Below are 22033 nucleotides of genomic sequence, written 5' to 3'. Positions count from 1 at the left end.
TTATTCCAAATCTACCAACTAATCATACAAAAAAGAGTAGATAGATTTGTTTTTTACACAAATCTATCTACTCTCCCGAATTTCAGGTGGACAACGTCAGCGTATTTGTATTGCTCGTGCATTAGCACTTAATCCAAGTTTAATAATTGCTGATGAACCAGTTAGTGCATTAGATGTGTCTATTCAAGCTCAAATAATAAATTTAATGAAAGAGCTTCAAGAAAAGAGAGGCATATCATATCTTTTCATATCCCATGATTTATCAGTAGTAAAATATATTTCTGATGTCATAGGTGTAATGTACTTAGGTAATTTAGTTGAAATGGCACCTAAAGATGAACTTTTTGATAATCCTCTACATCCATATACGCAAGCATTATTAAGTGCAGTTCCAATTCCTGATCCTGATTTTAAAATGAATAGAACTATATTAGAAGGAGATCTTCCATCTCCAGCTAATCCACCAGTTGGATGTAAGTTTAATACACGTTGCTCTAAGTGTATGGATATATGTAAAAAAGAGCAACCAGAATTAAAGTTAAAAAAGAATGGACATAAAATAGCTTGTCATTTATATGATAATAAATAGTTTAATATTATATAACGAAAGGTCACAGAAAAAATCTGTGGCTTTTTGTAATTATTTTAAGTGAAATATATAATCTATATAGAATAAATTTTAGATAGGTAGATTAAGTATGAATTATGTTTATGTTTTAAGATGTAGTGATAATAGTTTATATACTGGATGGACAAATAATCTGGAGAGAAGAATTAAGGCACATTCAAATGGAAGAGGCGCAAAATATACAAGGGCTAGATTACCAGTTGAATTAGTTTATTTTGAAGAATTTGAAGATAAAATAGAAGCTATGAAAAGAGAGTATGCAATTAAACAGTTAAAAAGAAGTGAAAAATTAATGCTAATAAATAAATGTAGTAAAGTGGATGAAGCTTGAAGCTTACACTGCTAAAGGTGAACTAGTAATTTAAAACTATTAGTTCACCTTAAATTTTGCAATAAAAAACCACTTACAAGGTAAGTGGTTTAAATCGTTAAACTTATAGGGGAGTTTTGGATTGGGTATTATTTTGAATAATCGTTAATTAAATTCTGAATCTTTGATTTACATCTAAATCCATGACAACTTCCAGTACATGCTCCTGTTATTTTAGAAACTTCTTCTACGGTATGGGCACCGTTTTTAATAGCTTCCTTAATTTTGGCCCTAGATATAGACTTACAAGTGCAAACTTTTGTTATTTTATCAAGGATATCAGCATTTAAATTATTTTCCATAACGAATCCTCCAAAATACAAAGATATTAGGAAACACAAAAATTAATTATTAGGGAAATTAATTTTATGTAATACGTTTCAACACCTATATTAAATCATAGTATATCAAAATAGTCAACATTAAATATTAAATAATAATAAATATTATTTAATTAAAATTATTATTAAGTTGAAATACTAATTTAATTAGTAGAAAAATAATCATAAAATTTTGGGTGCAATTGACAAATCATAATTGATTAATATATAATAAATTCATTAAAGACTATGATTAGGATAAGTACTTTAGTTTATTCTTTTAAGAGAGTGATTGGTTGGTGTAAAATCATAAGATAACTTAAGGAAAATCACCTAGGAGTTTGAGGCTGAAAGTTTTTACGATTAAGCTATCACGTTAGCCCGCGTTAAGGGATAGGATATGAAAGTATCTGAATTATAGCTCATAGCATAATTATGAGTTTATTAACCTTAGGTGGTATAGCGAATTCACTTCGTCCTTTTGGGATGGAGTTTTTTTTATTTTAAAATAAAGGATTAAAATATGTCTTTAAGAGAATAATTTTAATAGCTAATAAACGTAGAGAAAGGAGAATTCTTATGTACAAAAAAGTAGAACTACCAAATGGTTTTGTTGGTCTTGAAAAAGAAGTAGCAAATCTTTGGAGTGCAAGAAATGTTATAAAAAAGAATTTTGATATGAATCAAGATGGTGAATACTTCACTTTCTATGATGGTCCACCAACAGCAAATGGTAGACCTCACGTTGGACACGTGTTAACAAGAGTTATGAAGGATATTATCCCAAGATACAAGGTTATGAAGGGATATAAAGTTATAAGAAAAGCAGGATGGGATACTCACGGTCTTCCAGTAGAGCTTGAAATAGAAAAGAAGCTTGGTATTTCAGGTAAGGAACAAATCGAAGAGTATGGTGTAGAGAAGTTCGTTAAAGAATGTAAAGAAAGCGTATTTACTTATGTAAGTATGTGGGAAAAAATGACTAATCAAATTGGCTATTGGGTTGACATGGAAAATCCATATGTAACTTATCACAATCCATATATTGAATCAGTTTGGTGGGCATTAAAACAAATGTGGGATAAAGGTCTTTTATATGAAGGACATAAAGTAATGCCATACTGCCCAAGATGTGGAACTGCATTATCATCTCATGAAGTTGCACAAGGATATAAAGACGTTAAGGACTTAACTTGTGTTGCTAAATTTAAGGTTGAAGGAGAAGATAACAAGTACATATTAGCTTGGACAACAACTCCTTGGACATTACCTTCAAACTTAGCTTTATGTATAAATAAAGCGTATACTTATATAGAAGCTAAAGTTGGAGATGAAATATTAATCTTAGCTAAAGACTTAGCTGATAAAGTTTTAGGAGAAGACTATGAAGTAATAAGAGAATTCCCTGGAACTGAACTTTTAGGAACTAAATATGAACAATTAATGCCTTTCGGTAAAGTAGAAGGAAAAGCTTTCGAAGTAATTCATGGTGATTATGTTACTTTATCAGATGGTACAGGTATAGTTCATATAGCACCTGCATATGGTGAAGATGATAGCTTAGTAGCTAAAGCTAATGGAATTACTTTTATTAACTTAGTTGATAGAGAAGGTAGATTCGTAGAAGAGGTTACTCCATGGGCTGGAAAGTTCGTTAAGAAATGTGATGAAAGCATTTGTAAGTGGTTAGAAGAAAATAATAAATTATTTAAATCTGAAAAACACTTACACTCATACCCACATTGTTGGAGATGTGACACACCACTTCTTTATTATCCAAAGGAAAGCTGGTTTGTTGCAATGACAACATTAAGAGATAAGCTTTTAGAAAATAATAATAAGATCAATTGGTATCCTGATAACATTAGAACAGGTAGATTTGGTAAGTTCTTAGAAAATGTTATCGACTGGGGTATTTCAAGAGATAGATACTGGGGAACTCCACTTCCAATTTGGGGATGTGAATGCGGACATAAAGAATGTATAGGAAGCATTGCAGAACTTAAGGAAAAGGGAATCAATGTTCCAGAAGATATAGAACTACACAAACCATATATAGATAATGTTCACTTAAAATGTGAAAAGTGTGGTAAGGAAATGACTAGAACAAATGAAGTTATTGACTGTTGGTTCGATTCAGGTTCAATGCCATTTGCACAATTACATTATCCATTTGAAAATAAAGAATTATTTGAACAAAACTATCCAGCTCAATTTATATCAGAAGCTGTTGACCAAACAAGAGGATGGTTCTATACTTTATTAGCAATTTCTACTGCTATATTCGATAGAAATCCATTTGAAAACTGTATAGTTCTAGGTCACGTTCTTGACAAGAAGGGCTTAAAGATGTCAAAATCTAAAGGAAATGTTGTAGATCCATTTGATGTATTAGATGCACAAGGTGCTGATGCAACAAGATGGCACTTCTATACTGCAAGTGCTCCATGGTTACCAACAAGATTCTCTATAGATGACGTTGGAGAAGCTGGAAGAAAATTCATGGGAACATTATGGAATGTTTACTCATTCTACGTGTTATATGCTGAATTAGATCAATTTAATCCATTAAAGTATAATGATTTCGTATCAGAAAATGTAATGGATAAGTGGGTTATGTCTAAGCTTAATACATTAGTTAAAGACGTAGATTCTATGTTAGATTCATATCAAATAACTCAAGCAGCATTAGCTATTGAAGATTTCACTGATGAGTTATCAAACTGGTATGTAAGAAGAAATAGAGGAAGATATTGGTCTGAGGAATTAACAGATGATAAGATAGGTGCTTATGTAACTTTATATAGAGTATTAACAACTTTAATTAAAGTAGCAGCTCCATTTGTTCCATTTATAACAGAAGACATTTATCAAAACTTAGTAGTTGGCTTAGATGAAAATGCTCCAGAAAGTATTCACTTATGTAGCTGGCCAGAAGTTAATGAAAATGCTATAGATAAGAACTTAGAAAAAGAAATGGATTTAGCTTATACAATAGTTAAGCTTGGAAGAAGTGCAAGAAATGGTGCTAACATTAAGAATAGACAGCCACTTTCTAAGATGTTAGTTTCTACTGATTCACTTCCAAAATATTATGGAGAAATAATAACAGATGAGTTAAACATAAAAGCGGTTGAATTTGGTGCTGATCTTTCTACTCATGTTAACTTTGAAATTAAACCAAACTTACCAGTGTTAGGAAGAGCTTATGGTAAGTTAATACCTGGAATAAGAAGAGAAATAGCATCAAGAAATCAAATGGAATTAGCTCAAACTATTCAAAATGGTGGAGTTGTTGTTATTAATGTTGATGGAACAGAAATTGAATTAAATAAGGAAAACTTATTAGTTACTATGCAAGGGCTAGAGGGTTATGCGTTTGCTGGTGAAGGTTCAATTGGTGTTGTTTTAGATACTCATATTTCTGAAGAGCTTAGAGAAGAAGGTCATTTAAGAGAAGTGATTTCTAAAATTCAAAATATGAGAAAAGATAAAGGGTTTGAGGTTGCAGACAAGATTAAATTATATGTAGCAGATAATGAAATGTTATTAAATGTAATTAAAAAGTTTGCTGAGGTTATTAAGAAGGAAACCTTAACCCAAGAAATAGTTTACAATGAAGAAGCTAATTATACTGAAACAGTTATAAACGGTGAAAAGTTAAATATGACTGTAGAAGTAGTTAGATAATTATAGCTTTATTGCAAAGGGTAGGGATTAAGTAATAATTCCTATCCTTTTTTCAAACAATAATATCATAATTTAAATTGTGAATTATTAATATGTAAAAAACAAGCAAATACATTGTATTAAATAGGAAAAAAAGGTATAATTAATAATTAAAATGAAAATGGAGTGATGTTGATATGGCTACTTCTATAAAAGATGTTGCTAGAGAAGCTGGCGTTTCAATAGCTACGGTATCTAGAGTATTAAATGATATAGATGTTGTTAATGAAGATACTAAAAAAAAGGTATTAGATGCTATTAAAAAATTAGGATATAGACCAAATATTGTAGCGAGAAGTTTAAAAACACAAAAAACAAAGACTGTTGGAATATTAGTTCCTGATATTTCAAGTGGATTTTATCCAGAAATAGTTAGAGGTGCAGAAGATGTTGCTAATATTTATGATTATAATGTAATATTATGTAACTCTGATTTTGATTATGATAAGGAAAAAGATTACTTAAGAGTACTTAAAGAAAAAATGGTTGATGGTGTTATCTATATGAGTTCTTGTTTAGAAGAAGAAACATTAGATATAATAAATGAATTAGATTTAAAAACTGTTCTTGCAGAATCTAAAGATAAAGAAGGTAGATTACCAAGCGTAATTATTGATAACATACAAGCATCATATGAAGCAACAAAGAGTTTAATTGATAATGGATTAAAGAATATAGCTTTTGTTGGTGTAAATAAAGGGGCTGCTAATGCTTGGGGAGAAAGACATAAGGGTTATGAAAAAGCATTACAAGAAAGCGGTCTTATTACAGATGAAGATTTAGAATTCTTTAAAGATTTAAAAGTTAATAGCGGATATAAAGCAGTTGAAAGCTTCTTAGCTACTGGTAAGAAATTTGATGGAGTAGTATGTTCATCTGATGAAATTGCTATAGGTGTAATTAATGCATTAAGGGAAAATGGAATAAAGGTTCCTGAAGACGTAAGTGTAGTTGGATTTAATGATAATGCAGTTTCATCATATTTCTATCCTAATATAACTACGGTTAAGCAACCAAGTTATGATATGGGATCAGTTGCAATGAGAATGCTTATTAAAATATTAAATAATAAACCATTAGAACAAGATCAATATGTACTAGATTATAAATTAATTAAAAGAGAAAGTTCTAAATAAGTAATTAACTATCTTTAATTTAAGATAAAATTAAAGATAGTTAATTTTTTTACAAAAATATGTTGAAATAATAGGAAAAAATGATATAATAGTATTGACTTGATAACGTTTACTAAGGCAGTTGTTTCTAAACTGGGTACACAATCAATTAGGTATAGGTAATATTTATTGGGAATTGGAGAATTAAGGTAAAGGGAAGTTATCAAATGATAGGATAAAATAATTGCTGTTTTAGTAAGTAGAATAAAAGAGGATAGATTAACTATCCTCTTTTTTCTATTATTAAAGTATTCCTTCAGTTTTTAATAGATTTTCTAATTTTTGTACTTTTTCTGTTAAAGTAATAAACTTTTCTTTTATTATATTATTTTTTTCATTTCCTTCACTAATACAATTTTCCATTTCTTCTACAGCTTTTAATGCATCATCAATATCTTTTTGAGCTAGTTTTAAATTTGATTCTTTCATAGACGTATCTCCTTTGTTAGGTAAATAAAAAATATAAAAAATACTTTTTTATAAATTCGAAGGTACACCCTCCATGTAACATAAACTTATTAAGATTAATATTTATAGTTTTTAAATTAAACTTATGTTGATATCTTTATCCTATCACTAATAAATAGGTGTTGCAAGGCATATATTGTAAAGAAAAAATAAATAGGGGGAATAGAAAATGATTAACTATATATGGTTTGTAATGATTTTTTTGGGATTAGTGGTTGGGATATTTACTGGAAATGGTGAAGGTATTTCTAATGCAATAATAACTTCTATTGATAGTACAGTTACTTTTGTCATAGGACTTGTTGGATTAATGTGTTTCTGGTGTGGTGTTATGAAGGTTGCGCAAAACAGTGGATTTACTGAAAAGTTAGCTAAACTTATGAAACCTATATTAAAGATAATATTTAAGGATGCGGCAAAAGATGAAAGGGCCTTAGGAGCTATAGTTATGAATATAACGGCAAATATGATGGGATTAGGAAATGCAGCAACTCCGTTTGGAATTAAAGCTATGGAAGAAATGGATAGATTAAATACAGAAAAGGGTACAGCTAGTAATGATATGGCTTTATTTCTAGTTTTAAATGCTGCATGCATTCAATTAGTTCCATCTACAGTATTATCTATAAGAGCGGCAGCGGGTTCTTCAAATCCGGGAGTAATAATACTGCCAGCAATAATATCTACTGGAATAGCGGCTATTGTAGGCGTAATTTGTTGCAAAATTTTACAAAGATATTTTTAAGATTATGAGGTGATTAAAATGTTTAGCTATATAACTAAAAGTATCATTCCTATAATAGTTTTAATTATTATAACTTATGGAATGATAAAAGGTAGAAAGGTATATGACTGGTTTATTGAAGGAGCAAAGGAAGGGTTAAAGGTATGCTTAAATATTTTTCCATATCTATTAGCTATGATAATAGCTGTACAAATATTTAGAGAAGCTAATCTTTTGGATATGTTAAATAATGCAATTGCACCACTTTGTAAGTTAATAGATTTGCCTAAAGAAGTTGTCCCGTTAGTTTTAATTAAACCTTTGTCTGGTAGTGGAGCAATGGGGATATTTACAGATATTTTGAAAAACTATGGAGCTGATACACAAATAGGGTTAGTAGCGTCAGTAATCATGGGAACTACAGAGACAATTTTTTATACTGTAACTGTGTACTTTGGAGCCATTAAAATAAAGAAAACACGTCACACAGTTTGGGCTGCAATAATGGCAGATATGACCGCAATTATTATGGCAATACTTATGGTAAAACTTTTAATATTACAATAATTGAAATATATTGCGCATATAGTGAGAACGAAAAATGGAATATTACTTCCCTCCAAATTAATATTTCATTTTTTTCTCTTCACTATATTGCTTATTTACCACACCTTATAGTTAACGACTCCTGCTACAAATTTGTATGATAAGTCGTTAAATTTTAAGGTAGTTATGTAAAAAATTATATTTTTTAGATTAGAAGCTAGTGATAGAGAAAATTAATGATACAACCAGAACAAATTATATAACTTACTGGGGGTAATATCATTAAGTTTCCACATAACCACATTAACTCGATGATGTGAAATTAGTTATAACGGGATAATATGTAAAATTTTTAATGCACTGTAAGGAGTTTGGTTGTATAATATTACTAAAACAAATCAAATGGAGAATGATTATGGGGGAAGATAAATTTTACATTGTAAATGAAAAATCATTACCAGAGATATTTAAAAAGGTAATTGAGGTAAAGGAGAATATTGAACTTGGCAATGCAAAAGATATAAGTGAAGCTATAAAATTAGTGGGAATTAGTAGAAGTACATATTACAAGTATAAAGATGATGTATTTCCAATGACACAAGATATGCAATCTAAGAAAGTAACTTTAATATTATTAATGACACATAAGTCAGGAACTCTATCTAAAGTATTAGATTGTATAGCATTTTATAAAGGCAATATTCTAACTATAAACCAAGATATTCCGATAAATTTATCAGCTAATGTTACAGTTACTATTGATATTTCTCATATGGAGAAAAGCGTTAGTCAATTAGCGGCAAGGTTAAACTCTTTACCGAATGTTAGAAGTGTTAAATTATTAGCAGCAGAATAATAATTATAAAAGGAGATAGGGCTATGAATCAAAATATTTATAAAGTAAACAGAGAGAATCTTTTAAATAAGATTAAGGATAATTCAATTGTAATTTTATTTGCTGGAAAGGCAGTTCAAAAAACTGGAGATCAAACTTATCCATTTACTCCAAATAGAAATTTTTATTACTTAACAGGAATAAAAGAAGAAGATCATATATTAGTTATGTCAAAAATTAATGGAATAAAAACTTCTAAGCTTTACATAAAAGATATTGATTTAGAATTAGAAAAATGGGTTGGAAAGAGCATTAGAAAAGAAGAGGCTAGTAAACTTACGGAAGTAGATGAAGTTAAATTTAAGAGTCAATTTGATGCTGATATTCATGGAATGATTACAATGAAAGAAGAAGTAAATCTTTATTTAGATTTAGAAAAAATGAGCGCAAATAGAGAAGGAACAATTTCTCATAGATTTGCTAATGAAATAGTAATTAAGTATCCTCAAGTTAGGATAAATAATATTTATAGTAAAATTGGTGAGTTAAGGTTAATAAAATCCCAAGAAGAAGTAGAAAAAATTAAAAAAGCTATTGAAATAACAAAAAGTGGTATTGAAAGATTAATGACTGAAGCACGTGTTGGAATGAAGGAATATGAATTAGAGGCATATTTTGATTTTAATTGCAAAGTAAAAGGTGCAACAGGCCTGGCCTTTACAACAATAGCTGCAGCAGGGAAAAATGCAACAACATTACATTATATTGATAATAATTCAGAACTTAAGGAAAATGATTTAATTCTTTTTGATTTAGGTGCAGAATATAATTGTTACAATGCTGATATATCAAGAACTTTCCCGGTAAGTGGTAAATTTACTGAAAGACAAAAGGAAGTTTATAATTCAGTTTTAAAAGTAAATGAAGAAATTATTAAATTAATTAAACCTGGAATGAAGTATAAAGATGTAAATGAAAAAGCAACGGATTTAATAGCTGAAGAGTGTATAAAATTAGGACTTATTGAGGATAAAAAGGATGTTAGAAAATACTATTACCATAGTATAGGGCATAGCTTAGGAATGGATACACATGATATTGAAACTCCACATAGAGATATAACTTTTGAACCAGGAGTTGTATTTACTGTTGAACCTGGAATATATATTGAAGAGGAAGGTATAGGAATTAGAATAGAAGATGATATATTAGTAACAGAAGATGGAGTTATTAATTTATCAAGCGATATAATAAAAAGTGTAGATGACATTGAAGAATTCATGAAAAAGATTTAAAAGTAATAAAAGTTTAGAAAAGTTACAAAATGGTATTGCAAATACAATAAATTGATTATATAATCGAATTATTATAAAACAAAAGTGAATAACTTAGGGTAGAGGCGCGAAAGTTAATAGTATTATTGATGAGGAAAGCACTGTGATTCAGTAAGAAAGGAGCAATCGCCGAAGCATACAACTAATGCTTTAAGGTTGTATAGCTGGGAGTACATAAAATATATGTACTACTGTCACAAAGTATTTTGTGGTGAGCTATCATTTGAGACTTGTATTTTATATTTATTTTTGAAATATACAAGACCTTGAGTGTTAACTCAAGGTCTTTTTTGTTAGTTTGGGGTATCCTTGTTATTCACTTTTATATTAATTAAGGGGGGTAAATAAAAGTGAAAAAAAGAAGTTTTAAAGTTTTATTACTTACAATGTTAGTATTTATACTTTCAACTACAGTTGTATTTGCAGCAGAAGTTGAGTCGGCAGCCATGAATGCAGATAAATTTGGAATATGGACATTAGTTCCACCAATAGTAGCTATAGTATTAGCATTTATAACAAAAAATGTTGTTATTTCTTTATTTATAGGTATTTTATCAGGAAGTTTTTTAGTTAGTCTTGCTGGACATAATGTATTTGGTGCATTTATACAAGCTTTTCTAGACTTTGTAAATAGAGCATTGAATTCTCTTGCAGATCCATGGAATGCAGGTATAGTTCTTCAAGTACTTGCTATTGGAGGAGTTATTAATTTAGTTGCTAAAATGGGTGGTGCAAAGGCAATAGCAGAAGCATTAGCTAAAAAAGCTAAGACTGTAAAAAGTACTCAGTTAACAACCTGGCTTTTAGGTTTATGTGTATTCTTTGATGATTATGCAAATTCATTAATAGTTGGTCCAATAATGAGACCAGTAGCAGATAAAATGAAGATATCAAGGGAAAAATTAGCATTTATAATAGATGCTACAGCAGCACCGGTAGCTGGACTAGCAATTATATCAACGTGGATTGGATTAGAAGTAAGCCTAATTGGAGAAGGTTTCAATTCAATTGGAGTTGAAGCAAGTGGATTTGGAGTATTTATTCAAACAATTCCTTATAGATTTTATAATATATTAATTCTAGCATTTATAGTAATAACAGCTTTAACTTTAAAAGAGTTTGGACCAATGAGAAAAGCTGAGGTTGCAGCAAGAAATAAGAACAAATCTCTTAAAGATGAAATTGCAGTTGAAGCATCAGCTGAAATGGATGAATTAGAACCAAAAGAAGGTGTTAAGCTTAGTATATGGAATGCTATTATTCCAATCGGGGCATTAATAATTTCAGCATTAGTAGCATTTTATTATAGTGGATACAGTACAATAATTGGTGGAGATCCATCAGCAGCTCAAGAAATTATGATGAGTTCACCATTTTCATTTAAAGGTATAATGGAAGCATTTGCTGCTTCAGATGCTTCTGTAGCATTATTCCAATCAGCATTATTTGCTTCAGTAGTTGCTATTTTAATGGGGGTTGTTAAAAAGATATTCACTTTAAGTGAAGCTATTGAAGTTTGGGTTGATGGAATGAAAGGATTAATAATAACTGGTGTTATATTAATACTAGCTTGGTCATTAGGATCAGTAATTAAAGAACTTGGAACTGCATATTACTTAGTTGAGGTATTAAAAGGGGCAATACCGGCATTTTTATTACCAAGTTTAATATTTGTTTTAGGGGCAGTAATTTCCTTCTCTACAGGAACTGCATATGGAACAATGAGTATATTAATGCCATTAGCAATTCCATTATCACATTCAATAAATCCAGAGATGTCATTTGTAATAGTTTGTACAAGTGCTGTGTTAACAGGAGCCATATTTGGGGACCACTGTTCACCAATATCTGATACAACTATACTTTCTTCAATGGGAGCTGGATGTAATCACATTGAACATGTTAAGACTCAAATGTGGTATTCATTATTTGTTGCAGCAGTAACTATATTATTTGGATATATTCCATCAGGATTTGGAGTTCCAATATATGTAGTATTACCACTTTCATTAATTGCGTTATATGTAGGGGTTCAAATATTCGGTAAGAAGGTTGAAGAAGCTTAAGCAATAAGAAAATAAAATAAAAAGGGCTAAATTAAAAGGTTGTGCAAAGGCACAACCTTTTTTAGTTAATAGATAGTAATTAAGAAATAAGCCTATATTGAAGCAACTTTGAGAATTATAATAGAAGTTGCTTCTTTAAATTCGTAATACTAATCACTATTTGTGAGGTGGTGGTGTTATTAATTTATTAACTAATATTGAAATTACTATACCAAGTAATGTTTCTATTATTCTATTAGTTGCATAAAATAAAGGATCACTATAGGCGTGAGCTGTAGTAACTCCAAGAAATGCTATGCAAGTAATATTTATGGCACCTGGTCTTTTTAGAATATTACATAAATAAATCATTAAAATAATACCTGATGCAATAATAAGATATATTACTATTTTTGCTATGTATTGATTTGGTATATGAATTTCTAAGGATCTAAACAAGAAAAGAAATATTAAACCAAAGCAAGCTCCTATTATTGTTCCTGCCCCTCTATTTATTCCCATATGAATTGAGTTATAAACAGTATCTTGTAAACAAATTACAGCTGTAAGGCAGGCGAAAAAGGGTTCATCGGGTAAAAGTAATAAGCATAAGAAAACAGCTATACCTGACTTTATTGTTCTAAGTCCAATTTTAGGAAATTTAAAGTTGTTCATAATTAAGCCTCCTCTTCCTTAGGATATTATATCTAATAACTAACTAAATTTCATTATTCTACAAAATATTTTTAGTATAAAATTAATAAATTACTAAGAAAATATGTATATTTGTTAAGTTTTAAAGAACGATTATCTGGAGATAATAAAACATATATAGCTAACTTTAGTAGAACTTTAAAATTGATATTTAACTTATTGACAGTTTTTACATTTTAGAATATTATAAAACTAATAAATGCATAGAAGAGAAGAGTAGTTTAGGAATATATCTACAGAGAGCTAGGTATGGTGAAAACTAGTGATGTTGAACTTTATGAAGATGGACTCGGAGCAGATTATCTGAGCTTTAATAGTTAGGATAATACGGTGGCAACCGTTATATTGCAAGGTGATGATAGTCACCTAGTGAGATATTTATTGTGAAATAAATATAAAATAGAGTGGTAACGCGTATATAACGTCTCTATATGGGTATATAAGCCTATATAGAGGCTTTTTTAGTTATCAATTTATAGCGGGTATAAGTTAAGTTTTAGGATTATAACTATGAATTTTTAGCTTTAAGTTATGAAAAATAGGAGGAAGAAAAATGACAAAGAAACCATATTATATAACTACGCCAATTTATTATCCATCAACTAAATTGCACATCGGTAACACTTATACAACAGTTGCAGCAGATGCTTTAGCTAGATTTAAGAGATTAAATGGATATGATGTAATGTTTTTAACAGGAACTGATGAGCATGGACAAAAAATACAAAGAATAGCTGAAGAAAAGGGAATAACTCCAAAAGAACATGTTGATGAAATAGTTGCAGGAATCAAAGAATTGTGGAAAATGATGGATATTAGCTATGATAAGTTTATAAGAACAACTGATGATTATCATAAGAAAACTGTTCAAAAAATATTTAAACAACTATATGATCAAGGAGATATATATAAGTCTTCATATGAAGGGTTATACTGTACTCCATGTGAATCATTCTGGACAGAAACTCAATTAGTAAATGGAAATTGTCCAGACTGCGGAAGACCAGTTGAAAAGTCAAAGGAAGAAGCATACTTCTTTAGAATGAGTAAATATGCTGATAGATTAATGGAGTATATTGAAACTCATCCAAAATTTATTCAGCCAGAATCAAGAAAAAATGAGATGGTTAATAATTTCTTAAAACCAGGATTACAAGATCTTTGTGTATCAAGAACTAGCTTTAACTGGGGAGTTCCTGTAACATTTGATGAAGGTCATGTAGTTTATGTTTGGATAGATGCATTATCAAACTATATATCTGCTTTAGGATATGGTAGTGACAACGATGAATTATACAAAAAATATTGGCCTGCAGATGTTCATTTAATAGGTAAGGATATATTAAGATTCCATACTATTTACTGGCCTATTATGTTAATGGCATTAGGACAAGAGTTACCAAAGCAAGTATTTGGACACGGATGGTTACTTGTTGATGGTGGAAAAATGTCAAAATCAAAGGGAAATGTTGTTGACCCAGTAGTTTTAGTAGAAAAATTTGGTGTTGATGCAGTTAGATACTATTTATTAAGAGAAATTCCTTTTGGAGCAGATGGATTATTTAATAATGAAATATTTATAAAGAAGATTAATTCAGATCTTTGTAATGACCTTGGTAACTTATTATCAAGAACAGTAGCAATGATTGAAAAGTACTTTGGTGGAGTAATACCAGCACCAACAGCTAAGGAAGATATTGATAATGAATTAATAGGTTTAGCTTTAGAAACTCCAGTTAAGGTAACAAAAGCAATAGATAATTTAAGAATTCCAGAAGCATTAGAAGATATATTTGCACTTATAGGAAGAGCAAATAAATATATTGATGAGACAACTCCTTGGATACTTGCTAAAGATGAAGAAAAGAAAGAAAGATTAGGAACAGTTTTATATAACTTAGCTGAAAGCTTAAGATTTGCATCTGTATTATTATCTGCTTTCTTACCAAGTACAAGTGAAAAAATTAATGCTCAATTAAATATAACTACAACATCTTGGGATTCATTATCTGGATTTGATGGAACAACTCCAGGAACTGAAGTTAAAAAAGGTGAAGCTTTATTCCCAAGAATAGATGTAGCTAAGACTTTAGAAGAATTAGAAGCTATGAGATTAGCTCAAATAGAAGCTAATAAGCCAAAAGAAGAGTATAAAATGCAACCAATTAAAGAAGAAATAACTATTGAAGATTTTGAAAAAATAGATTTAAGAGTAGTTAAAGTATTAGAGTGTGAACCTGTTAAAAAGGCTAAAAAACTATTAAAGTTAAAAGTTGATTTAAATGGAGAAGAAAGACAGGTTATTTCAGGAATAGCAATGCACTATAAACGAGAAGAATTAGTTGGTAAATATGTAGTGTTAGTTGCAAACTTAAAACCTGTTACTCTAAGAGGAGAATTATCACAAGGGATGATTTTAGCTGCAGCTACAGATGATGATAGCGTATTAAAACTAGTAAATCCAGGGGAATTACAAACTGGAAGCGTTGTTAGGTAGTTAGCAATTGACAAGTGGTAGGTTAAGGAATAAAGTCGCTTTAGGGAGACTTTAGAAAATATAAAAAAGTCAGCTATGCTGACTTTTTTACTATAACTTAAAGATTCTCACTTGCCACTTAAAACTTGTCACTGATTAAAGGGGGGTTTTTAATGAACATTATTATAGGTAATGCATGGCCATATGCAAATGGTCCATTGCACTTAGGAAGAATTGCAGTTTTGTTACCGGGAGATATTTTGGCAAGATATCATAGAATGATGGGAGATGACGTTGTTTTTCTTTCAGGTACGGACTGTCATGGTACACCTGTTACTATGAAAGCTAAAGAAGAACATATTACACCTTTAGAAGCTGTAGAAAAATATCATGCAGAATTTCAAAGATGCTTTGATTTATTAGGTTTTTCTTTTGATATATTTGCTAAAACACATTCGGAATATCATCAAGAAAAAGTAAAAGAATTTATCTTAGATTTATATAAAAAAGGATATATATATGAAAAATTAGTAGAAGAAACATTTTGTAATACATGTAATGAATATTTATCTGATAGATATATTATTGGTAAATGCCCTAAATGTGGAGAAGATGCTACTGGTGATAGTTGTGAAAATTGTAATGAAGAATTTGATTCTAGTGAATTAATAGATATGAGATGTAAAATCTGTAATTCTAAGCCTATATTAAAAGAAACTAAACATTTATTTTTTGCCTTATCTAAATTTGAAAATGATATCAAAAAGCTATATATCAGGCAGTGTGGATGGAGAGAGAATGCACAGAAGATATTAAAAAGATACTTAGATGAAGGATTAAGGGATAGAGCTGTAACACGTGACTTTAATTGGGGTGTAGATGTTCCATTAGATGGATATGAGGATAAAAAAATATTCGTTTGGATTGAAGCAGTTATGGGATATTTAACAGCTAGTATGAAATGTTTAGAAGAGCGTGGAGAGGATTATAAGGAGTATTGGAGTGGAGAAGATTCAAGAATTTATTTTATTCATGGAAAAGATAATATTCCATTCCATACGGTAATATTCCCATCAATACTTGCAGGGCTTGGTATAAAAAATCCTAATTTACGTATAATATCAAGTGAACATTTAAAGTTAGAAGGAAAAGCATTTTCTACAGTTAAAAATTGGGCCTTATGGGCGGATTATGTTTGTAATAAATATAACGTTGATAGTTTTAGATACTATTTAACTTTAAATTCTCCAGAAGATAAAGATACAGATTTTACTTGGAGAGACTATATAAATACCCATAATAATGATTTAGTTTGTGAATTATCTAGTTTTATAAATAAGGTATTAATTTTTTCAAAGAAAAATTATTCAAATAGAATACCAAACGGGAAAATGAAGGAAAATTTTAAAACTGATATATTAAATTTATATTTCGATATTGGTGATAAAATAGAGGAAGGTCATTTTAGCGAAGGTTTAACTGATATAATTAATTTATGTAAAAGGGGAAATAAATATTTTGAGAATAATAAGGTTTGGGAATTATTAAGTCAAAATCCCTCAAAGTGTAAAGAAGTTATATATAATTGTATTCAGATAATAGTTAACTTATCTAATCTACTATATCCGTTTATGCCTAATACATGTAATAAAATAAAACACTCGTTAAATCTAGATGACGGTATTTGGAGCTTTACAGAAAAAAAAGAAGGTATAATTAGAGAATGTGATATGTTATTTAATAAAATTGATAAAAAGAGAGCTACAGAGGAAGTAATTAGATTAAAGGAAAAGAAACTTTAGAACAAAAAAAACCTAGAGTCATTTCATTTGGGGGACGAATAACTCTAGGAGACCAATTTAAAAAGTAACCTCTTAATCATAATGAATGATAGAAGCTCTATTTAAAAATGGTTTTAGGGGTAAATAATAATGCTTTAACTACTTTACAAGTATTATAATAAACCTTAATTGTGTCAGTTAGGTGTCAAAAATCTAAAGAAAATCTTAACAATATATTTCAAAATTATAACTTAATCAATAAAAATTAGTATTTATCTTTGAAAGGGTTTATTCATAAATTATTCCAAAGGTAAATATTTTTTTATTTAATTTGGTATAATGAAAAATAAGAAAAATTTATTTTATTAATAAGGAGAAAAGATAATGGAATTCAAATATAAAATTTTTGATACTCATTCACATTATGATGATGAGGCTTTTGATGAGGATAGAGAGGCTGTCTTTGAACAAATAAAGGATGCAGGAGTAATTGGAATATTAAATTGTGCATGTTCTAAAAACAGTTTAAAAACTACAAATGAATTAACTTTAAAACATGATTTTATTTATGGAGCACTTGGAATTCATCCTAGTGATGCCAATGATTATGATGAAAGTGTGAAGAATGAAATAATTAATTTATATAATAGTAATAAAAAGATTATAGCTATAGGTGAGATAGGATTAGATTATTATTGGGATGAAAATCCAGATAGAGAAATCCAAAAAGAAGTATTTAGAGATCAAATGAAATTAGCGGAAGAATTAGGATTACCAGTAGTAATCCATGATAGAGATGCTCATAAAGATACCTTGGAAATAATGAAGGAATTTCCTAATGTTAGAGGAACAGTACATTGTTTTTCAGGTAGTGTAGAATTTGCTAAGGAATGTGTTAAATTAGGTTACTATATAGGAATTACTGGAGTAGTTACTTTTAAAAATGCAAAGAAAATTTGTGAGGTTGTAAAAGAAATCCCACTTGATAGATTATTAGTAGAAACTGATTGCCCATATATGGCTCCAACTCCAAATAGGGGAAAAAGGAATAAATCAGATTATATTGAATATATAATAGAAAAAATAGCTGAAATAAAAGAAATTAGCTTAAAAGAGGTAAATTTGGCTGTAAATGACAATTTCTATAGCTTGATTAATAATAGAAAATAAAGTAAAATAAATACTGACAATTGTAAAAAAATAGAAAAAATCCGGTCTATATCAACCAAACTTTAAACTGTAAAAACGCCATTATTTTTTTTATTTCAATTAATATTTATTATGCATTTTAGGCAGTTGCATTAAAACAAGAGTGGTAAATTTGACAAAAATAAGAATTATTTATATAATTCAATGGTCACTCTTGCCAGGGGAGGTTAAATGTAGATGATTGAAAAATGGAAAGAAAATTTAAAAAACAATTTTTCTAATAGTCCTAAGGCAAAAATAATGGTAGGTGTTATCAGTCTATTAGTAATAGCATTAACGATAACATTTACATGTGTAAGAAAAAACATAGTAATAGTTATAGACGGAAAAGAAGAAGCACTTATAACATATAAAGGGACTGTTAAAGATGTACTTGATGAAAATGAGATAGAAATAGCTCATAAAGATAAGGTACAGCCAGCTTTAAATGAAAAAATATCATCAAAGGATGTTATTACAATTAAAAAAGCTGTAGAAGTAGAAATGGTAGTTGGTAACAAAACAATTGTTATAAAAACTGCTGAAGATACTGTAGAAGATATGATAGAAGCCGAAAAGGATGAGCTAAGAGCTGAAGGCGTTGAGTTTGTTGAAGGAGTTGACGAAATAACACCTTCATTAGATACTGAAGTATCAGATAGTCTTACAGTTAAAATAGTTAAAGTTGAAGTATTAAATGAGGTTGCTGTAGAAAGTATTGACTATGAAACAATAGTTGAAGACGATGAAAACTTAGATATCAATACGGAAAATGTAAGACAAGCTGGTGAGGCAGGAGAAAAGGAAATAACTTATAAAGTGATTAAGAAAGATGGCGTTGAAGTATCTAGAGAAATAGTTCAGTCTAAGGTTACTAAAGAACCTATAAATGAAATTATAGCTCAAGGAACCAAAAGAGTATTTGCTAGTAGAGATGGCGAAATGGAGTATAGAGATTTAATCTATTGTGAATCTACTGCTTATGCAGGCGATACTATAACTGCAACAGGAACAGTACCAGTTTACAATCCAGGTGGAATAAGTACAATAGCAGTTGATCCAAGAGTGATACCATTAGGTTCGCTAGTTTACGTAGAAAATTACGGAAAAGCAATTGCTGCAGATACAGGTGGACTTATAAAAGGAAATATTATAGATGTATTCCTTAATTCAGAATCAGATTGTAAATCATGGGGAAGAAAATATAACGTACCAGTATATATTTTAGCGTACCCAGGAGAATGGTAAAGTAAAAAGGGACAATATCAAAACTTTATTGTTTTGATATTGCCCTTTTTATTTTCGTAAGATATTAGTTAAAAATTTAAATGAGACTTATATAGTAATATAGCAAAGAATACATTTTTATGAACCCAATATTTATAAAGCAATTTAGAAATTAAATTGAAACTAGTAGCTTATAACTAATTAAAGGTTTGACATAATAGAAATATGGGGATAAATTAATAAGAGATAATAGAGGAAAGGAAGAGAAGGCTTTTGATTAAAGAGGTTATAGTTGTTGAAGGAAAAGATGATGTAGCTGCAGTAAAAAAAGCAGTTGATGCAGAAATGATAGCTGTTGGTGGTTTTGGAATAAACGCAAAGGTTATTTCAAGAATAAAAGAGGCACAAAAAAGAAAGGGCGTTATAGTTTTAACTGATCCAGATTTTGCTGGAGAAAAAATAAGAAAAATAATAGCAAAGAGGGTTCCAGGAATAAAGCATGCATATATTGCCCAAGAAGATGGAATTAAAGATGATGATATAGGAGTAGAAAATGCTACACCAGAGGTTATAATAGAAGCTTTAAATAGGGCAAAGGTTACTATTGAAGTTAAGGAAAATATCTTTGATTCACAAGATATGTTCTTCTTTAGATTAAATGGACACCCAAATGCGAAAGAAAGAAGAATAAAACTTGGAAATAGATTAGGAATTGGTTATGGTAATGCAAACCAAATGTTATCTAGATTAAATAATTATGGAATTACAAAAGAAGAGTTTATAGAAGCCATTAATTATATTGATAAAGAATTAGAAGGGAAGAAATAGATGGATATAAAAGATGTAAAAACAGCCGAGTTAGTTAAGAAATATAATTTCAAATTTTCAAAAAGCTTAGGACAAAACTTTTTAGTTGATGACTCTGTTCCTAGAGATATAGTTGCTGGTGCAGATGTTAATAAAGAGGATTTAGCTATAGAAATAGGGCCTGGAGTTGGAACATTAACGGCTCAATTATTAAAAACTGCTAAGAGAGTAGTTGCAATAGAATTAGATAATGATTTAATTCCTATATTAGAACAAGAGTTGGGAGATAATCCTAATTTCACTCTTATACATAATGATGCCCTAAAGGTAGATTTTAATGAAGTTATAGGTGATGAGAAAAGTGTAAAATTAGTTGCAAACTTACCTTATTATGTAACAACGCCTATAATAGTTAAATTACTTAAAGAAGGATATAATTTTAAATCATTAACAATAATGATTCAAAAAGAGGTTGCGGAAAGAATGAATGCAGAACCAGGAAACAAGGATTATGGAGCATTATCTTTGTTAGTGCAATATTATTGTAATACTAGTATAGTAAGAAGAGTTCCACCTAATTGTTTCATTCCTAGACCTAAGGTTGATTCAATTGTTATTAGACTTGACAAATTAGATTCACCAAAAGTTAAGGTTGATAATGAAAAGTTATTCTTTGATATAATAAGAAATTCATTTAACATGAGAAGAAAAACTTTATGGAATGGTGTTAAGAGTATAGGACCTGCTAAGGAAAAGCTAGAAGAGGCATTTGAAAGGGCAGGAGTTGATCCAAAGAGAAGAGGGGAAACTTTAACTATACAAGAATTTGCAACACTATCAAATTGTATTAATGAAATTTTATAATTTATTTATATGACATTCCACTATTAAAATTAATAACATATTTCAATATATAGAACATATAATATATGGAATTAATATAAAGTGGGGGTTCTAGAGAGTGGCAAGCAATAGTAGATTGTATAGAAACTTCGTAATATTACAAGAGGATGAACGTGGGTATTCAAATTCTAGTGATAAAACATTATCTGGATATTCTAAGATAGAAGCAAAAGGAGATAAGTGTAAAATATCTTTTTATGCCCAAAATCTTAAAAAAGATAGTGATAATTATTACATGATGATTATTTGTTGTAAAAAGGATATGAAACAAATAGTTAATTTAGGACCAATAGAAGTAACTGATACAGGTAAGGCAGAAGCAACAAAAGAATACAATGTATCAAATATTGGTGGCTTAGATATACAATTTGATAAAATATCTGGTACAGCTATAGCAAAAATTAAAGATGGCATACCTATATTTGTAATGTGTGGCTTTTTAAATGGACAACAGCCATCAGATAATTGGAAAAATTATACTATAATTAAAGCTAAGGAAGTTAGAGCAAGAGCAACTGAAAAGGTTGCAGAAAAAGAACATAAAAAGGATCCAAGAAAGCCAGAAATTAAAGTAGAAAAGTCTAAAGATAAAGTTATAGAGAGTACTGTTGTAGAAGCGCAAGTTATTGATGAGCCAATTATAGAAAATACTAAAAGAGATGATGAAGATTCTAAAAAAGTAATTGAAGTAGAAAAGTCTAAAGATAAAGTTATAGAGAGTACTGTTGTAGAAGCGCAAGTTATTGATGAGCCAATTATAGAA

Annotated in this window: 17 protein-coding genes, 2 pseudogenes, 1 riboswitch and 2 other annotated features; of the genes and pseudogenes, 16 read left to right on the top strand and 3 right to left on the bottom strand. The window is 29.4% G+C overall.

Going from position 1 to position 22033, the window contains the following annotated elements:
* Positions 1 to 82: 82 nt before the first annotated feature.
* Positions 83 to 589: pseudogene (locus tag Q0G30_RS11945) on the top strand (ABC transporter ATP-binding protein); the annotation flags it as partial.
* A gap of 109 nt (positions 590 to 698) precedes the next feature.
* Positions 699 to 959 carry a GIY-YIG nuclease family protein gene (locus Q0G30_RS11940; protein ID WP_221699924.1) on the top strand — a complete coding sequence of 87 codons (261 nt, stop codon included), beginning with the start codon at positions 699 to 701 and terminating at the stop codon, positions 957 to 959.
* A 128-nt stretch (positions 960 to 1087) separates the two neighbouring features.
* Here Q0G30_RS11940 and Q0G30_RS11935 read toward each other — a convergent pair whose 3' ends face one another.
* Positions 1088 to 1300: a (2Fe-2S)-binding protein gene (locus Q0G30_RS11935; protein WP_221699923.1), complete on the bottom strand. Its 213-nt coding sequence runs from the start codon at positions 1298 to 1300 to the stop codon at positions 1088 to 1090.
* Positions 1301 to 1558: 258 nt separating this feature from the next.
* Positions 1559 to 1802: a binding site (T-box leader), on the top strand.
* A gap of 95 nt (positions 1803 to 1897) precedes the next feature.
* On the opposite strand from Q0G30_RS11935, the gene ileS reads away from it, so the two are divergent.
* The gene (ileS, locus tag Q0G30_RS11930; protein ID WP_294390273.1) at positions 1898 to 5008 is read left to right on the top strand and encodes an isoleucine--tRNA ligase; all 3111 of its coding nucleotides are present in this window, start codon (positions 1898 to 1900) and stop codon (positions 5006 to 5008) included.
* A 176-nt stretch (positions 5009 to 5184) separates the two neighbouring features.
* Positions 5185 to 6183 carry a LacI family DNA-binding transcriptional regulator gene (locus Q0G30_RS11925; RefSeq protein WP_294390270.1) on the top strand — a complete coding sequence of 333 codons (999 nt, stop codon included), beginning with the start codon at positions 5185 to 5187 and terminating at the stop codon, positions 6181 to 6183.
* A 282-nt stretch (positions 6184 to 6465) separates the two neighbouring features.
* On the opposite strand, the gene Q0G30_RS11920 is transcribed toward Q0G30_RS11925, so the two are convergent.
* Positions 6466 to 6651: a hypothetical protein gene (locus Q0G30_RS11920; protein ID WP_294131096.1), complete on the bottom strand. Its 186-nt coding sequence runs from the start codon at positions 6649 to 6651 to the stop codon at positions 6466 to 6468.
* Between the two features lie 208 nt (positions 6652 to 6859).
* Between Q0G30_RS11920 and Q0G30_RS11915 the strand changes: the two genes are divergently transcribed.
* From Q0G30_RS11915 to Q0G30_RS11895, 5 genes are all read left to right on the top strand, one after another.
* Entirely contained in the window at positions 6860 to 7435 is a 576-nt protein-coding gene (locus Q0G30_RS11915; protein WP_294390266.1) for a nucleoside recognition domain-containing protein, read from the top strand.
* Between the two features lie 18 nt (positions 7436 to 7453).
* Positions 7454 to 7981 (top strand): nucleoside recognition domain-containing protein, encoded by a 528-nt coding sequence (locus Q0G30_RS11910; RefSeq protein ID WP_294390262.1) that lies wholly within the window; start codon positions 7454 to 7456, stop codon positions 7979 to 7981.
* Between the two features lie 394 nt (positions 7982 to 8375).
* Complete coding sequence (locus Q0G30_RS11905) at positions 8376 to 8816, top strand: ACT domain-containing protein (protein WP_294390259.1); 441 nt, start codon at positions 8376 to 8378, stop codon at positions 8814 to 8816.
* A gap of 23 nt (positions 8817 to 8839) precedes the next feature.
* Positions 8840 to 10090, top strand: a complete 1251-nt coding sequence (locus Q0G30_RS11900; protein ID WP_294390254.1) for an aminopeptidase P family protein — start codon at positions 8840 to 8842, stop codon at positions 10088 to 10090.
* Between the two features lie 91 nt (positions 10091 to 10181).
* A riboswitch (Lysine riboswitch) is annotated at positions 10182 to 10356 on the top strand.
* 159 nt (positions 10357 to 10515) lie between these two features.
* Positions 10516 to 12195, top strand: coding sequence for a Na+/H+ antiporter NhaC family protein (locus Q0G30_RS11895; RefSeq protein ID WP_294390276.1), 1680 nt, complete (start codon positions 10516 to 10518; stop codon positions 12193 to 12195).
* Between the two features lie 156 nt (positions 12196 to 12351).
* On the opposite strand, the gene Q0G30_RS11890 is transcribed toward Q0G30_RS11895, so the two are convergent.
* A complete protein-coding gene (locus Q0G30_RS11890; protein WP_294390251.1) occupies positions 12352 to 12849 on the bottom strand; it encodes an aromatic acid exporter family protein in 498 nt (165 codons plus the stop codon).
* Between the two features lie 234 nt (positions 12850 to 13083).
* Positions 13084 to 13320: a binding site (T-box leader), on the top strand.
* A gap of 121 nt (positions 13321 to 13441) precedes the next feature.
* Between Q0G30_RS11890 and metG (Q0G30_RS11885) the strand changes: the two genes are divergently transcribed.
* The 7 genes and pseudogenes from metG (Q0G30_RS11885) to Q0G30_RS11855 form a co-directional block, all read left to right on the top strand.
* Positions 13442 to 15385: a methionine--tRNA ligase gene (gene metG, locus Q0G30_RS11885; protein WP_294390248.1), complete on the top strand. Its 1944-nt coding sequence runs from the start codon at positions 13442 to 13444 to the stop codon at positions 15383 to 15385.
* A 152-nt stretch (positions 15386 to 15537) separates the two neighbouring features.
* Positions 15538 to 17166: a methionine--tRNA ligase gene (gene metG / locus Q0G30_RS11880; protein WP_294390246.1), complete on the top strand. Its 1629-nt coding sequence runs from the start codon at positions 15538 to 15540 to the stop codon at positions 17164 to 17166.
* A gap of 363 nt (positions 17167 to 17529) precedes the next feature.
* Entirely contained in the window at positions 17530 to 18315 is a 786-nt protein-coding gene (locus tag Q0G30_RS11875) for a TatD family hydrolase (protein WP_294390243.1), read from the top strand.
* A gap of 216 nt (positions 18316 to 18531) precedes the next feature.
* Positions 18532 to 19581 carry a G5 and 3D domain-containing protein gene (locus Q0G30_RS11870; protein ID WP_294390241.1) on the top strand — a complete coding sequence of 350 codons (1050 nt, stop codon included), beginning with the start codon at positions 18532 to 18534 and terminating at the stop codon, positions 19579 to 19581.
* A 252-nt stretch (positions 19582 to 19833) separates the two neighbouring features.
* Positions 19834 to 20388, top strand: coding sequence for a ribonuclease M5 (gene rnmV / locus Q0G30_RS11865; protein ID WP_294390239.1), 555 nt, complete (start codon positions 19834 to 19836; stop codon positions 20386 to 20388).
* Positions 20389 to 21231 carry a 16S rRNA (adenine(1518)-N(6)/adenine(1519)-N(6))-dimethyltransferase RsmA gene (rsmA, locus tag Q0G30_RS11860; protein WP_294390236.1) on the top strand — a complete coding sequence of 281 codons (843 nt, stop codon included), beginning with the start codon at positions 20389 to 20391 and terminating at the stop codon, positions 21229 to 21231. It begins immediately after the preceding gene.
* Between the two features lie 97 nt (positions 21232 to 21328).
* A pseudogene (locus Q0G30_RS11855) lies at positions 21329 to 22033 on the top strand (hypothetical protein); the annotation flags it as partial.

This window comes from uncultured Clostridium sp., from assembly GCF_934754925.1.
Taxonomy (GTDB): Bacteria; Bacillota; Clostridia; order Clostridiales; family Clostridiaceae; genus Clostridium.
Note: the sequence above shows the minus strand (reverse complement) of the source record. Positions and strands in the feature narration are given on the sequence as shown.